This window comes from Nesterenkonia lacusekhoensis (assembly GCF_017876395.1).
Taxonomy (GTDB): Bacteria; Actinomycetota; Actinomycetes; order Actinomycetales; family Micrococcaceae; genus Nesterenkonia; species Nesterenkonia lacusekhoensis.
Genome location: NZ_JAGINX010000001.1, coordinates 1,194,260 through 1,209,097, shown reverse-complemented (window position 1 = coordinate 1,209,097; position 14,838 = coordinate 1,194,260). Strand labels below are relative to the sequence as shown.

The window sequence follows — 14,838 nt, the reverse complement described above, 5'->3', positions numbered from 1 at the left end:
TCACACGTCCTCTCCGAGGGGTGTGCTTCCAGACGGCGTGGCCTGCAGGTCCTGAAGGACTGAGCGCACCGCCTCGAGCACGGTCTCATCCTCGGACTCGGGGACGCACCGCAGATCGAGCAGGCACCAGGAATCGCTGGTCCGGGTCACCACAGGAGGAAGGTGGGAGCGCAGAGGCTCAGCGGCCGACTCCGGCAGCTGGACCGCCCAGCCGGGAAGCGGGACCTCAGCGCCACCGCCGCCGCCGACCCGCCCGTCATGGGCCACGACGTCAGCACCTACGGCCTCAGCGATGCGCCGTGCCCTGGTCAGCAGATCCTCCGGATCCGCATGCAGCGATGTGGTCACCGGGGCGGGACCTGCGGTGAGCGTGGCCTCCAGTGCGGCCAGGGTCAGCTTGTCGGTGCGCATCGCCCGGGCGAGGGGATGGCGCTTCAGCTGAGCGATGGTCTCGGTGGAGCCCAGGAGCAGCCCGGCCTGCGGGCCTCCGAGGAGCTTGTCACCGCTGGCGATGGCCAGGTCAGCTCCGTCTGAGAGGACACCGCTGAGGTCTGGTTCCTCCGGCAGAACGGGTTCGGGTTCGAGGACACCGCTGCCGGCGTCGACCACCAGCGGCAGTCCGTGACGCTGCGCGAGCTCGGCCAGCTCGGCGGTGGGCACCGCGGAGGTGAAGCCGGCGATCCGGTAGTTGCTGGGGTGGACCTTCAGGATGCAGGCGCGCTCACCCTGAGGCAGTGCCTCCACCGCCGAGGCGTAGTCCTGGAGGTGAGTCCGGTTGGTGGTGCCGACCTCCACCAACTCTGCTCCTGTCGATTTGATGAGCTCGGGCAGACGGAACCCCGCGCCGATCTCGACCAGCTCACCACGGCTGATGATCACGCTTCCTGCCCCGACCAGAGCGGCGGCGGCCAAGGCGAGCGCCGCGGCTCCGTTGTTGACGATGAGGGCGTCCTCCGCTGGGCCGCAGGCCTCCAGCAGCGCATGGTGGGCGGCTGCTCCTCGCTGGGACCGACGGCCTGTGTGCAGGTCCATCTCGACGTCGACGTATCCGGCGGCCTCGACGATGGCTTGGCGAGCCGCTGGGGAGAGCGGCGCCCGCCCGAGATTGGTGTGGACCACCACGCCGGTGGCGTTGATGACCGGACGGAGGGAAGACGGGCGAAGGCCCTCCAGCTGGGCGAGCACCTCGGGCAGGACCTGTTCTGGGGAGATGCTCCCGCTGCGAGCACGGCTCTGTGCTTGGTGGACGATCCGCTGGAGAACGGGACGGCTGAGTCTGTGTGCGGCTTCGCGCACCTGCGGATGCGCCAGCACCGTGTCCGTTCCCGGGATTCGACGCCGGGGATCCTCCTCAACCACGTCCAGCCTCCTCGTCGGGGTGGGAACAGGTTTGGCGGAGGTGGACGGGAATCGAACCCGCCAGACCGAGGTACTCGGTCTCAACGGTTTTGAAGACCGCGGAGCCCACCAGGACCCATACACCTCCACGGCTCAAATTACCACGTCGGCGGCGGGGACGGAGTGCCGCAGTTCATGCTGGTCAGCGCGAGATTCCTGCCCTCTGGACGGGGTATGGCCGCCGGAGGAGGCCTCTCCTATACTCGCGGTATGACTGAGCGTGCACCTTCAGCTGGAACCGGAGCAGTCCGCCTGACGACCTACGCACACGGAGGCGGGTGTGCCTGCAAGATCCCCGCAGGTGAGCTCGAGGAGGTGCTCAGCGGTCTCGGCACGCCGGAGGCGGACCAGGTGATCGTCGGGCTCAACAACGGTGACGACGCCGCGGCAGTGCGCCTCGACGGTCAGACCGCCATCCTCTCCACGGCTGACTTCTTCACACCGGTGGTCGACGACGCCTACGACTGGGGCCGCATCGCCGCGGCCAATGCTCTCTCCGACATCTATGCCATGGGAGGCTCCCCCAGGGTGGCGATCAATCTGGTCGGGTGGCCGAGGGGAACTCTGCCGATGGAGCTGCTGGCGGAGGTCCTGCGCGGTGGCCTGGCTGTCGCGGAGCAGGCCGGCTGCCCGCTGATCGGTGGTCATACCGTCGATGATCCGGAGCCGAAGTATGGCCTCTCCGTCACCGGGACGGCAGATTCCGCATCTCTGCTGCGCAACGACGCCGCAGAGCCCGGTCTGCCGCTGACGCTGACCAAGCCATTGGGGCTGGGACTGCTGAACAACCGTCATAAGGCCACAGGGGAGGTCTTCGCGGAGGCGGTTGAGACGATGGTCACGCTGAACCGGGAGGCCTCAGAAGCCGCTCAGTCCGTCGGGGCGCGTGCTGCCACCGACGTGACCGGCTTCGGCCTGCTGGGCCACCTCTACAAGATGTGCCGCGGCTCAGGAGTGGGCGCCCGCCTCGATTCGGCAGCGGTCCCGCTGGTCTCGGGTGCCGCCGAGGCGCTGCGGGACGGCTACGTCTCCGGCGGGACGCGGCGCAATCTGGAATGGGTGCGCGACCATCTGTCCACCGGAGCAGAGGTGACCGAAGAAGACCTGCTGGTCTTGGCCGATGCACAGACCTCCGGCGGCCTGTTGGTGGTGGGCGAGGTCCCGGGCTATCCGGTCATCGGACACACCACAGCGCTGCCGGAGGAGTCTCAGACCCTGATCGAGGTCAGGTAGCCGCCGGACCGCACGTCTCAGCCAGCTGTGGTGATCGAGTCGTCCACCACTCCTCGTGCACGCCGCCGCTCGAGCCGATCCTTCTGCGGCTCGATCGTGTGCCGCGGGTCCTCTGCTGAGCTGATGCCCGCGCGCAGGATGCCCACACGGGTCAGAGCAGAGCCGCCCAGCAGCAGCAGACCGCTGAGTACTGCCGTGGGACGGCGCCCACCCAGCAGGACCGATCCGGCGGTGCCGGCGAGAGTCAGCCGTTCGGCCCATCTGAGCATCGTGCCGGGCGCGCCGTTCTCCAACGGCTCGGCCTCTGCCGGGTGCATCCGCTTCTTCATAATCTTCATCGAGGCAACCTCACCGATGGCCGCCGCGGCGGAGAGCCCCCGGGCGGGCTGAGTCTGCCCGGGCGGCGTCGAGACCAGGGCCGCTCCAGACGCGGCGAGTGCCGCTGAGGAGGCGAAGAGGAACGGCAGTTCGTCGCGACCGGCGTTCCACGTCGGCACCGCGGTGTCGGCCAAGAGTGCGCCGGTGTAGCTCGCCAGAGGAGCGGCCAGCAGCGTGGTGCCGACCTCGGCCGGACTCTCGCATACACGCAGCACACGCCGCGCCGGCCCGAGAGGAAGCCTGCAGACCGACAACCGGTCCACTTCGACGGCCGCCGTCACGGCGGCCGCAGTGCTGAAGGAGCTCAGCAGCCACGTCCCCATGCTCATGGGGGAGGTCGGTTTGAACGTGCGAAGCATATAGAGGAAGCGTTCCGGCCGGCCCAGGTCGTGGATCAATGCAGCGGTCCCCAGCCCGACGGCCCCCAGTGCGGTCAGCCGGGCGTTACGGCGCAGCAGGGGCCGGTCGGTCCACCGGGCGCCGACGGCGAGCAGCGATGATCCTCCGGCCAGGCCGCCGAGGAAGAGGTAGGCCGCGATCTCGTCACCCCACGGCGGTGCTTTCACCACTGGCCGACCGTAGTAGGAGGAGAACTGCGGCTTCTCCACCAGCGGGACTTCCCGAGCGCCCTCCTCAGCCCGTTGCCCCTTCCTCCGGCTGCGGCGAGTCTCCGGCGGTCGGTGGCTGTCATGAGGCGATGTCGTCATCTACGGCCTCCCCAGGCGAAGGAGGCACCGACCGCGGCGAGCATGCCGGCTGCGGCGACCACAGTGTGCTTATACATCCGCGGCAGGTCCTTGGTGGGCACGCGCGGATCGGGTGGCAGGCCATAGACCTCCGGCTCGTCGAGCAGCAGGAAGACCGACCCTGTGCCCCCGACGCCGTCCTGAGGGTTGGCCCCATAGAGCCGAGCCTCGGTCATGCCTTCGCTGTGCAGCTGAGCCACGCGTTCACGGGCCTGGTGGACCATATCGGTGTGCTCGCCGAACTTGATCGAGGTCGTCGGACAGGTCTGGGCGCAGGCCGGTGTCTGCCCGTCCACCAGGCGGTCATGGCAGAACGTGCACTTATTGGCAGTACCCTCGTTGGGGATCTCTTGGGCGTAGCGCGATTGGTTCCGCTCCGTCTTGGCGCGGATGATGCCTTCGTCCCTGCGTTCGATCACGCCGAAGGGGCACCCGCCCACACATGTGCCGCACCCGTTGCAGATATCCTCCTGGACCTTCACCGTTCCGAACTCAGTGCGGTACAGGGCTCCGGTGGGACAGACGTCCAGACAGCCGGCATGGGTGCAGTGCTTGCACACGTCTGAGGACATGAGCCAGCGGAACTCAGCAGTGTCCGGGGGAGTGGTGTCTCTGTCCCCGGATGGGCCGGGGGCTCCGGACGAGGACGGCGGCCCCACCCCTGGCATGCCGAGGCTGACGAGCTTTCTGCCGGACTCCCGAGCAGCCTGGATGCGTTCCTGGTCCTGCTCCACGAACGCTACGTGGCGCCACGTATTGGCACCGAGTGACCCCGTGTTGTCGTAGGAGGACTCCAGCAGGCCCAGATCACTGTCCATCGGGTTGCGGTTCCATTCCTTGCACGCCACCTCGCAGGCCTTGCAGCCGATGCAGATAGAGGTGTCGGTGAAGAATGACTTCCGCTCCTGGGCACGTTCCCCGTGGGCTTCAGCGCTGCGAGCGGGGTCTTCGGTGAGCGAGCGCATCAATCCTCCTCGCTGGTCGTAGTCTCGGGCTGCGGGTAGGGCGCGGTGAGTTTCTGGTTGCCTGTCTCCACGGTAATCCCTGCTCGCTGTCGGTAGCTCTCCACCAGATCCAGCAGCGCCTGGCCGCGCGGTCGCCGTCCAGGGATGACGTCGCACTGGGCGGCCTTCGATCCCTGAATCTGCACGTTGGGGTCCAACGTGATGCCCAGCAGGTCGTTGGCGGCGTCGCCTTCGACCACTGCATCCGTCCCTGTGCCCCAATGGTAGGGAAGGCCCACCTGGTGGATGCGTCTGCCCCCGGCCGTCAGCGCACGGACACGGTCTGTGACCAGCACGCGAGCTTCGATGGCCGAGCGTGGAGAGATGATGGTGGCCCATCCGTAGTTCTCAAGGCCGACCAGCTCTGCGAACTCCGGCGAGACTTCACAGAACATCTCCGGCTGCAGCTCTGAGAGGTAGGGAAGGAACCTGCTCATGCCTCCGGCCGTGTGGTGCTCGGTGAGGCGATAGGTGGTGAACACGTGCGGGTAGACCTCGGAGCCGCGGTGAGCGGCCGAGGGCGCGAGCAGATTGTCACGGCGGGGCAGGGTGATCCTGGCTGGATTGCTCTGCTGCTCATAGAGCGGATTGGAGATGGGCGATTCCGGAGGCTCATAGTGAGTGGGCATCGGGCCGTCCACCAGCCCGTTGGGTACGAAGAGCCACCCTTTGCCGTCGGCCTGCATGATGAACGGATCATCGCCGGCCAACGCATCAGGTCCTCCGGCATCGGGATGTGACTTCGTCCCGGGAGCGAGCGTCTCGGGGAAGTCGGGGACGTCGCGGCCGGTCCACCGCCCGTTCTCCTGATCCCACCAGACGTGCTTCTTGCGTTCGCTCCACGGCCGGCCTTCCGGGTCAGCCGAAGCACGGTTGTACAGGATGCGCCGGTTGGCGGGCCAGGCCCATGCCCATTCGGCTGCGGTCTCATCCTGTTCATGGCCCGGTCTGCGCCGTGCCGCCTGGTTGACCCCGTCAGCGAAGATGCCTGTGTAGATCCAGCACCCTCCGGCAGTGGAGCCGTCGGCCCGCATCTGGGTGAAGGCTGACAGCGGCGTGCCGGCGTCCGGGCCGCTGACGTAGTATCCGTTGATCTCTCGGAGCACAGACTCGGGGTCAGGCTCCCCATGCTCATCAGTGGGGTAGTCCCAGGTGAGATCGAGCAGAGGACGGTCCCGCGGGTCAGAGGAGTCCGCGACCCGGGCACGGATGCGCCTGCCCAACTCGTGGAAGAACTCCAGCTCGCTCTGAGCGTCATCGGGCGGAGTGACAGCCTGGTGCCGCCACTGGACAAGCCGCTGAGTCTGCGTGAACGATCCGGCCTTCTCCGTGTGGTTGGCCGCCGGCATGAAGAACACCTCGGTGTCGATGTCTTCGGTGCGCAGCTCGCCGCTCTCGATCTCCGGGCCGTCCTTCCACCATGTCGCTGACTCGATGAGGCTGAAGTCACGGACCACCAGCCACTTCAGGTGGGACATGCCCATGCGCTGCATTTTCCCGTTGGCTGAACCCACTGCCGGGTTCTGCCCGACGAGGAAGTATCCGTCCAGCTCGTCCCGGAGCATCCGTTCCACCGTCTGATAGGTGCCGTGGGCGCCGGTCAGACGCGGCAGATACTCGAAGGCGTAGTCATTTCCCTCATGGGCGGCGTCGCCGAACCACGCTTTGAGCAGGCTCACGGTGTAGGCATCCGCGTTGGCCCAGAAGCCCTTCTGGAGCTTTGAGCCGATGGCTCCGGTGAAGTCTTCCAGACTGTCGTGCTGACCTGCCTCCGGCATGGGGAGGTACCCAGGAAGCAGGTTGAACAACGTCGGAATGTCGGTGGAGCCCTGGATGGTCGCATGGCCGCGCAGGGCGACGATTCCGCCGCCGGGACGTCCCATATTGCCCAGCAGCAGCTGCAACACTGCGGCCGTTCGGATGAACTGGGCGCCTTGGGCATGCTGGGTCCACCCGACGGCATAGCAGAACGCCGTGGTGCGTTCGCGACCCGAATTCTTCGTGATCGACTCCGCCAGGTAATGGAAGTCCTCAGCAGAGATGCCGCAGGTCTCTTCGACCATTTCGGGGGTGTATCGCCGGTAGTGACGCTTCAGCAGCTGGAAGACCGAGCGGGGGTCCTGCAGGGAATCGTCCCGCGCGACGTCCGCGTGCCGCAGCGCCGGGCCGCCGGCGCCGTATTCATGCGGCTCAGCGACGTCACTCTCCGGTTCTGTCCCAGGCTCCTCGACCTTCTCGTCATCTCCGCGGGAAGCATAGGACCAGGACGTCGCATCGTAGGTGCCCTTCTGTGGGTCATACCCGGAGAAGAGCCCGTTCAGGTCCTCGGTGTCCTGGTAGTCCTCCGAGACGATGGTGGCGGCATTGGTGTAGTGCCGGACGTACTCGTCGAAGTGCAGGTCGTTGCTCAACACGTAGTTGATCAGCGCACCGAGCAGGACGATGTCGCTGCCGGCACGCAGAGCGACATGCTTATCGGCCACAGCGCTGGTGCGGGTGAAGCGGGGATCGATGTGGATCACGCGCGCTCCGCGCTGCTGAGCCTCTGTCACCCATTGGAATCCGACGGGGTGGCACTCGGCCATGTTGGATCCCTGGATGATGATGCAGTCGGCGTTGGCCAGATCCTGCTGGGGTTGTGTGGCGCCCCCGCGCCCGAACGAGGTTCCCAGACCGGGAACCGTGGAAGAGTGTCAAATGCGGGCTTGGTTCTCGATCTGGACGGCGCCGGCAGCCGAGAAGAGCTTCTTGATCAGATAGTTCTCTTCATTGTCGATGGTCGCTCCGCCCAGACTGGCGATGCCCATGGTCCGGTTCACTGGGTTGCCATGCTCGTCCTCATCCTCCCAATGACGACGGCGCGACTCGACGAAGCGGTCGGCGATCATATTCAGCGCCCGGTCCCGATCGAGCTCCTCCCACTCCCGGGCTCGGGGTGCACGGTAGAGGACCTTCGTCTGGCGGCCGGAGGAGTTGACCAGCTGTTCGCTGGCCGCTCCCTTGGGGCACAGCCTGCCCCGGGATATCGGTGAGTCTGGATCGCCTTCGATGTGGATGACACGGTCGTCCTTGGCATAGACCTTCTGCCCGCAGCCCACCGCGCAGTAGGGGCAGACGCTCTGCACCACGGTGTCGGCATCTTCGGTCCGCGGAGCGGTCCGGCGCGTCTTCTGCGACGTGACAGCAGCGCCGCGGCCGGTGGAATCCCGGGAGCGCAGCTGACGGAGGACGGGCCATTCGAGAGGCGTGATCCGTGCCATAGGGCTCATGCTAACAGCTGTGAGTGCCGTCAGGGAGGACCTGACAGTGCTGCCCGGCAGATCTGTGGGCGGTGCGCTGTGGGCGGTGTGCCGGCGGGCGGGCGCAGAAGGGCGGCCGAGATTTCAGCAGGTGAGCGCAGGGACCGTAGACTCATTTCTCATGAGTGAAGCCGGGTCGCTGCTGCTCTATAGGCAGCCGGAGAGTCTCGGGGCCTCCAGAGATCTCGATCTGGCCATCGAGCTGCTCCGCGGCACTCGCCGATATGCCCAGGATCCGCACGACCCGCTGGCCACAGGCCCCATGCTGCGCATCTATCAGCCTCTGCCCACTGTCGCCTTCGGCCAGCGGGACCAGAAGCTGCCGGGCTTTCGCGCCGCGGTCGAGGCCTGCGCCGACAACGGATTCGCTCCGTTGGTGCGCCGAGCCGGAGGACGTGCCGCCGCATACCATGGCGGTTCACTGGTCATCGACCATATCGAGCCGGATCCAGACCCGATCCGCGAGTCGCAGGACCGTTTCCGTGCGTTCGGAGCGCTCTTCGTCGAGGCGCTGCAGCGCTGTGGGGTGGATGCGCTGCTGGGGCCCATCCCTGCGGAGTACTGCTACGGGGAGCACTCCGTCCATGCGGTGATGCCCGGAGAGCCGGATGTCCGCATCAAACTTGTGGGAACCGCCCAGCGTCAGGTCGGCTCCGGCTGGCTGTTCTCCACCTCTGTGGTGGTCGAGGACGGTGCACCCATCCGCCGCGTGCTCACCGAGGCCTATGACGCTTTGGGCCTGGAATGGGATCCTCTCACCGCAGGGGCTGCCGCGGATCTGCTCCCCGGGCTGACCATATCCGAGGTGGAGCAGGCCGTGGTGGACACCTATCGCCGGCATTGGGAGCTGAGACCGGGCACCCCGGGCCCGCTGGGCTGATCTGCCCCTCCGTCCGGCCGCGGTGGCCGACGGCACGGCGGCGGACGCAGCACGACCCCGGGCACAGCGGTCCGTGCCCGGGGTCGTGCTGCTTCTGAGATGCTCAGCGGCTGAGACCTCAGCTGTTGTTCTTCACAGCCTCATCCACGGTGGGCTTCTCCGCACCGACTGTGGTCGAAGGACCGTGGCCTGTCTTCACGGCGGTGTCCTCAGGCAGAGCGAAGAGCACTGTGCGGATCGAATCCACGATGGTCTCGAAGCTGCTGTAGGAGCGTCCGGTCGCGCCGGGGCCCCCGTTGAAGAGGGTGTCTCCGCCGAAGACCACACCACCCTCCAGGTCTGCCGCGTAGTAGCAGGTGGAGCCGGGGGAGTGGCCGGGGGTGTGCAGCGCCTTCAGCGTCGTTCCTGCCACGGTGAAGGTGTCTCCGTCGGAGATCTTCACATCCGGCTCCCCGTCGGGGTAGACCTGCTCCCAGAGGACCTTGTCCTCCCAGTTCAGGTGGATGTCGCCGCCGATGCGGGCCTGGACGTCCTTGACCTGGCCGATGTGATCATCGTGGGCGTGGGTGAGCAGGATTGCGGCCACCCGACGGCCGTCCACCGCCTTCTCCACGGCCTCGGCGTCGTGGGCTGGATCGATCACGATGACCTCCTGATCGTCGCCCACGATCCAGATGTTGTTGTCCACCTGGTGGGTCTCGCCGTCCAGGGAGAAGGTTCCGGAGGTCTCCAGGTGCTCGATACGTGCGTTCATGCTGTGCTCCTCATCCTTGCGGGGTGTTCCTGGGACGTGATGCGGCTCAGGCCTGGATCTCGACCACGGAGCGCAGCACCTCGCCGCGGTTCATGGTGTCGAAGCCCTCCTGGACCTTGTCCAGGGTGATCCGTTCGGTCACGAAGGCATCCAGGTCCAGACGGCCCTGCTGGTACAGGTCCACCAGCATCGGGAAGTCGCGGGACGGCAGGCAGTCGCCGTACCAGGAGGACTTCAGCGATCCGCCGCGGCTGAAGAGGTCCTGGAGCGGCAGCTCCAGGGTCAGGGAGGCATCCGGCACACCGACCAGCACCACACGGCCAGCCAGGTCGCGGGCGTAGAAGGCCTGCTTATAGGTGGCAGGGATGCCCACGGCATCGATCACGAGATCTGCGCCGAACCCGCCGGTCAGCTCTCGGATGGCTTCCACTGCGTCGGTCTCCTTCGAGTTGACCGTGTGGGTCGCACCGAGCTCTTCGGCCTTCTCCAGCTTCCGCGGGTCGAGGTCCACTGCGATGATGGTCGTCGCTCCGGCGAGCTTGGCTCCGGCGATGGCGGCAGTGCCCACTCCGCCGGCGCCGATGACGGCCACCGACTCTCCACGCTTGACCTCACCGGTGTTGATCGCGGCGCCGATGCCGGCCATCACTCCGCAGCCCAGCAGGCCCACCGCGGCGTTGGCTGAGTCGTCGACGTCATCGATGACGGTGCACTGGCCGGAGTGGACCAGAGTCTTCTCCGCGAAGGCGCCGATGCCCAGCGCGGCCTCCAGCTCGGTCCCATCGGTCAGTGTCATAGGCTGTGCGGCGTTGTGGGTGTTGAAGCAGTACTTCAGGTCACCCTTGGCGCAGGCGCGGCATTCGCCGCAGACGGCGCGCCAGTTCAGGATGACCTTGTCGCCGACTTTGACGTTGGTCACGCCCTCGCCGATCTCGGAGACTCGAGCAGTGGCCTCGTGGCCCAGCAGGTAGGGGAAGTTGTCTCCCACCTCGCCCTGCTGGAAGTGCTGATCGGTCTGGCAGACGCCGCAGGTCAGGACGTCGACGACGACTTCGCCGGGTCCCGGGTCCGGGATCACGATCTGCTCGACGACCGCCGGGGCGTTCTTCTCCTTGACCACGACAGCATTGACGGTCTGTGACATGGCATCTCCTCAGTAGGTGTGTGCAGACAGGTAGGTGCACCCTCATTCTGGCAGTCGCCCCCACGCCTGAACAGATGCTGTCCGGCTAGGTCGGCTAGCGAAACGTCCAGGTCAGGGGAGGAAGAAGAACTGATCAGAAGGTGAGGATCTGTGGGAACTCCACGATGATGCTGGCGGCCGCCGCCAGGTAGAGCAGAAGCGCGGCCACCCACCACCAGTCGCGGGCCGCCCGCCGCAGGCCCTCTCCGGCAGGGATGACTCCACAGATGATGTTGCGTGCGGTCACCGCGGCGGCCATCGGGATGACGGCGGCCCAGACGATCATGCAGTAGGGGCACAGGGCCCCGATCACGTAGACGGCCTGGGACCAGAGCCACACACAGAAGCCCAGGGCGAAGAGCACCCCGGCCTGCAGGCCGACCCAGTACCAGCGGGGCAGGAGGAGACGCCCCAGCAGTCCGACGCCGATCGCGATGATCAGCGGAAAGCCCACCACGCCGATGAAGATGTTCGGGAAGCCGAAGGTCGAGGCCTGCCAGGACTCCATGACCTGGCCGCAGGAGACCCACGGGCTGATGTCGCAGGCAGTGGAATGGCTGCTGTCCTGCCACAGCTGGATGCGTTCGTAGAGCAGCAGGAAGGTCGCCGCCGCGGCGACGAGTCCGGTGATCACCAGCCAGAGGCCCAGCCCGCGGTCCCGCGCCACGTGGGGGACGTCTGCCTGCCCGGCAGTGCTGCTCCGGCCTGCCCGCGGCTCCTCGGGGGTGCCCTGCGACACGCCCGGCGTCGTCTCAACTGCCATACTGCGATTCTACGCGCCTGTGCTCGGCACCGACGACGCCGTGATGCCGGCGGCTCCGGGCAGGTGTGCGATACTGGGGGTTATCGAGATGCGGACCACACCCGAGTATCGAGAAGGCTTTGGACATTCCGTCGAGTCGCCGCGGAAGAGACGCGGCACCACAGCCAGTGATGACGGACGGCCGGACAGCCGTGCAGAGCGCGCCCAGATAGTGGGGCAGCGCCCGGCGAGTCCCGGCAGAGCTGAGAAGACAAGGTTTTTGAGACAACACAGGCAGTTCGAAGGCCGCACCCGTGGTGAGAGGACGGGGCAACGAGGCCGGCGACACGAGAGAATCGTCGCCTCCGCCAGCTGGTGAGTGTGGCACCGCCGGAGACGGCAGGAGCAATTGCATACATGACCGACACCCCTACACCCCAGTCGTCAGGCGCTGACGTCTTCACTCCGCTCTTCCAGGCACCGGATCTGGACTCGGTGGAACCCGTCAGAGTGCGTCCTGCTGAGCACCAGGAGCCCGAGGAACACTCCTCCGACGACGCGCAGCAGACCCAGTACGCCGAAGATCAGCAGAGCCAGGACGACGGCGGCGGCCGCAAGCCGCGTCGCAAGCGTCGTCGCGGAGGCCGCAACAAGAATCGCCAGGACCAGGACGGCCAACAGGCCGACGACTCCCATGACGGGGCAGAGGCCGAGGCGTCAGGCTCCGGCGCCTCCGCCGACCAGAAGCAGGACTCAGCATCCTCCGGCAGCGAGGCCGAGGAGGAGCAGGTCATCCGCAAGCGTCGCCGCCGTCGTCGTGGCTCCATGGACATGGAGCTCGAGGAGGAGAGCGACGAGGCCCACACGGTCACCCGTGTGCGTGCGCCTCGGGAGGCCGCTGAGAGCGATGCTCCGGACAAGGTCACCAGCCTGAAGGGATCCACTCGGCTGGAGGCCAAGCGGCAGCGACGCCGCGCATCCCGCGAAGGCGGCCGGAAGCGCCAGGTCATCACGGAGGCAGAGTTCCTGGCCCGCCGCGAGTCGGTGGACCGCAAGATGATCGTGCGTCAGCGCGGCGAGCGGATCCAGATCGGCGTGCTCGAGGACGGCGTGTTGGCTGAGCACTACGTCTCCAACACCACCCAGGACTCGCTGATCGGCAATGTCTACCTGGGCAAGGTCCAGAATGTGCTGCCCTCCATGGAGGCGGCCTTCGTGGACATCGGTCGCGGGCGCAACGCGGTGCTCTACGCCGGTGAGGTCGACTGGTCCGCTGCGAATCTGGGCGGAAAGCCGCGGAAGATCGAGAACGCTCTGAAGTCCGGTGACCCTGTGCTGGTCCAGGTGACCAAGGACCCGGTGGGACATAAGGGCGCCCGGCTGACCAGCCAGGTCTCCCTGCCCGGCCGCTACCTCGTCTTCGTCCCAGGCGGAACGATGACGGGGATCTCCCGCAAGCTGCCGGACACCGAGCGCTCCCGCCTGAAGAAGATCCTCAAGGAGCACATGCCTGAGGACGCCGGCGTGATCGTCCGCACGGCCGCAGAGGGCGCCTCCGAGGAGGAGCTCACCAATGACATCAACCGCCTGCGGGCTCTCTGGGAGTCCATCCGCGAGCAGGAGCAGGATCGGAAGGTGCTCCCGCCTGAGCTGCTCTACTCCGAGCCGGACCTGACCATCAAGGTGGTCCGTGACGTCTTCAACGAGGACTTCTCCTCCATGGAGATCCAGGGGGACGAGACGTGGGACAGCGTCGAGGCCTACGTCACCTACGTGGCTCCGCATCTGCTGGATCGTCTCACGAAGTGGGAGACTCCGCAGGACGGGCAGCCCGGCGACGGGGACATCTTCGCCCACCACCGCATCGACGAACAGCTGAACAAGGCCCTGGACCGCAATGTGAAGCTGCCCTCAGGCGGATCGCTGGTCTTCGACCGCACTGAGGCGATGACCGTGGTGGACGTCAACACCGGCAAGTTCACCGGCTCCGGCGGCAACCTCGAAGAGACGGTCACCCGCAACAACCTGGAGGCCGCCGAGGAGATCGTCCGCCAGCTCCGGCTGCGCGACATCGGCGGCATCATCGTCATCGACTTCATCGATATGGTCCTGGAATCCAACCGCGACCTGGTGCTGCGCCGCCTGGTCGAATGCCTGGGACGGGACCGCACCAAGCATCAGGTGGCCGAGGTGACCTCGCTGGGTCTGGTCCAGATGACGCGTAAGCGCATGGGCACCGGGCTGCTGGAGGTGTTCTCCGAGGGCTGTGAGCACTGCGCCGGCCGCGGCATCATCACCCATGAGGAGCCGATCGAGCACCGCCCGGCCTATAACTCCCACGGGGAGCAGCAGGGCGGGCGCAGCTCCAAGAAGCGCCGCAAGTCCAAGGGTGGTCGCGGCGGAGGCGGCTCCTCGGAGAACGGCTCACACTCCAACGACTCCTCGGCCGAGCAGTCCAAGGAGGAGAGGGAGAAGACCGAGAAGGCCCGCCAGGCGCTGGCTCAGGTGGCCGCAGCCACCACCGGCAAGCAGGATGAGGCTGAGGATTCCGGCCCACGAGAGGGGGCCCAGCAGGGCTCCGGGCAGAAGCAGGGCTCAGGATCCAAGAAGGGTTCCGGGCGGAAGCAGAGGTCCGACTCTGAACAGAAGTCCGGTTCTGAACATAAGTCCGGCGGCCGGAAGGATCACGAGGCATCGGAGCAGGAGCAGCCCGTGCTGACCATCGGCGGAGAAGAGGTCCCGGTTCCCCGCGGAGAGACGCAGGGGGCAGGCTCCGGCCGGAAGAAGGCAGCCCAGCAGGCCGACCCTGAGAAGGCCGAGGAAAAGCTCTCCCTGGACTCCTTGGACCAGGTCCTGAGCTCACGCACTTCGACGGCTCAACAGGGCTCTGCAGCCCGGCCGCCGCGCCGACGCCGTGCGGCCGGCGCCTCCCAAGGTGCCGCCGGAGAGGTTCAGCAGGTCTCAGCGGCAGTCTCCGGGCCTGCCAAGACTTTCTCGTCCACCACGGCTCAGGTCGCGGCGGAGGAGCAGAAGAAGCAGGAGGAGAAGCCTTCCGCTGAGCCGATGATGTTCGGCGTCGGTGTGAAGGCCGAAGACATCTCCTCCCCGAAGAGGAACAGCTGAACAGTCCCCGTCGGCGATGGCGCGCAGCGCAGCACGTGTACGACGCGCGATCGCTTGCCGGGGAAGGGGATATGCCGTACAGTAGATCCCTGGTGTCA

The 14,838-nt window shown here is 66.8% G+C and carries 10 protein-coding genes and 1 tRNA gene; 3 read left to right on the top strand and 8 right to left on the bottom strand.

The genetic code is table 11. From position 1 onward, the window contains the following. A complete protein-coding gene (gene selA, locus JOF45_RS05735; protein ID WP_210048454.1) occupies nucleotides 1-1,359 on the bottom strand; it encodes an L-seryl-tRNA(Sec) selenium transferase in 1,359 nt (452 codons plus the stop codon). Between the two features lie 32 nt (nucleotides 1,360-1,391). Next, nucleotides 1,392-1,486: transfer RNA gene (locus JOF45_RS05730), tRNA-Sec, on the bottom strand. 122 nt (nucleotides 1,487-1,608) lie between these two features. On the opposite strand from JOF45_RS05730, the gene selD reads away from it, so the two are divergent. Next, nucleotides 1,609-2,631 carry a selenide, water dikinase SelD gene (gene selD, locus JOF45_RS05725; protein WP_210048453.1) on the top strand — a complete coding sequence of 341 codons (1,023 nt, stop codon included), beginning with the start codon at nucleotides 1,609-1,611 and terminating at the stop codon, nucleotides 2,629-2,631. 17 nt (nucleotides 2,632-2,648) lie between these two features. Here the strand turns inward: selD and nrfD are convergent, their stop codons facing one another. The 3 genes from nrfD to fdh are packed head-to-tail and all read right to left on the bottom strand — an operon-like array spanning nucleotide 2,649 to nucleotide 8,019. Next, a complete protein-coding gene (nrfD, locus tag JOF45_RS05720) occupies nucleotides 2,649-3,716 on the bottom strand; it encodes an NrfD/PsrC family molybdoenzyme membrane anchor subunit (RefSeq protein ID WP_210048451.1) in 1,068 nt (355 codons plus the stop codon). Beyond that, the gene (locus JOF45_RS05715; RefSeq protein WP_210048449.1) at nucleotides 3,713-4,720 is read right to left on the bottom strand and encodes a 4Fe-4S dicluster domain-containing protein; all 1,008 of its coding nucleotides are present in this window, start codon (nucleotides 4,718-4,720) and stop codon (nucleotides 3,713-3,715) included. The genes nrfD and JOF45_RS05715 overlap by 4 nt, the downstream gene beginning before the upstream one ends. Further along, entirely contained in the window at nucleotides 4,720-8,019 is a 3,300-nt protein-coding gene (fdh, locus tag JOF45_RS05710) for a formate dehydrogenase (RefSeq protein WP_245324147.1), read from the bottom strand. Before fdh ends, JOF45_RS05715 begins: the two co-directional genes overlap by 1 nt. A gap of 160 nt (nucleotides 8,020-8,179) precedes the next feature. Here fdh and JOF45_RS05700 point away from each other — a divergent pair, with 160 nt between their 5' ends. Continuing rightward, nucleotides 8,180-8,938, top strand: coding sequence for a lipoate--protein ligase family protein (locus tag JOF45_RS05700; RefSeq protein ID WP_210048445.1), 759 nt, complete (start codon nucleotides 8,180-8,182; stop codon nucleotides 8,936-8,938). Between the two features lie 118 nt (nucleotides 8,939-9,056). Here JOF45_RS05700 and JOF45_RS05695 read toward each other — a convergent pair whose 3' ends face one another. The 3 genes from JOF45_RS05695 to JOF45_RS05685 all read right to left on the bottom strand — a co-directional run bounded on the left by JOF45_RS05695 (nucleotide 9,057) and on the right by JOF45_RS05685 (nucleotide 11,638). Next, entirely contained in the window at nucleotides 9,057-9,692 is a 636-nt protein-coding gene (locus JOF45_RS05695; RefSeq protein ID WP_210048443.1) for an MBL fold metallo-hydrolase, read from the bottom strand. A 46-nt stretch (nucleotides 9,693-9,738) separates the two neighbouring features. Beyond that, a complete protein-coding gene (locus JOF45_RS05690; protein WP_210048441.1) occupies nucleotides 9,739-10,836 on the bottom strand; it encodes an S-(hydroxymethyl)mycothiol dehydrogenase in 1,098 nt (365 codons plus the stop codon). 133 nt (nucleotides 10,837-10,969) lie between these two features. Beyond that, on the bottom strand, nucleotides 10,970-11,638 hold the full coding sequence (locus JOF45_RS05685) for a vitamin K epoxide reductase family protein (RefSeq protein WP_210048439.1): 669 nt from the start codon (nucleotides 11,636-11,638) through the stop codon (nucleotides 10,970-10,972). 351 nt (nucleotides 11,639-11,989) lie between these two features. Here JOF45_RS05685 and JOF45_RS05680 point away from each other — a divergent pair, with 351 nt between their 5' ends. After that, nucleotides 11,990-14,740, top strand: a complete 2,751-nt coding sequence (locus tag JOF45_RS05680; protein ID WP_378579005.1) for an Rne/Rng family ribonuclease — start codon at nucleotides 11,990-11,992, stop codon at nucleotides 14,738-14,740. The last annotated feature ends 98 nt before the right edge of the window (nucleotides 14,741-14,838 follow it).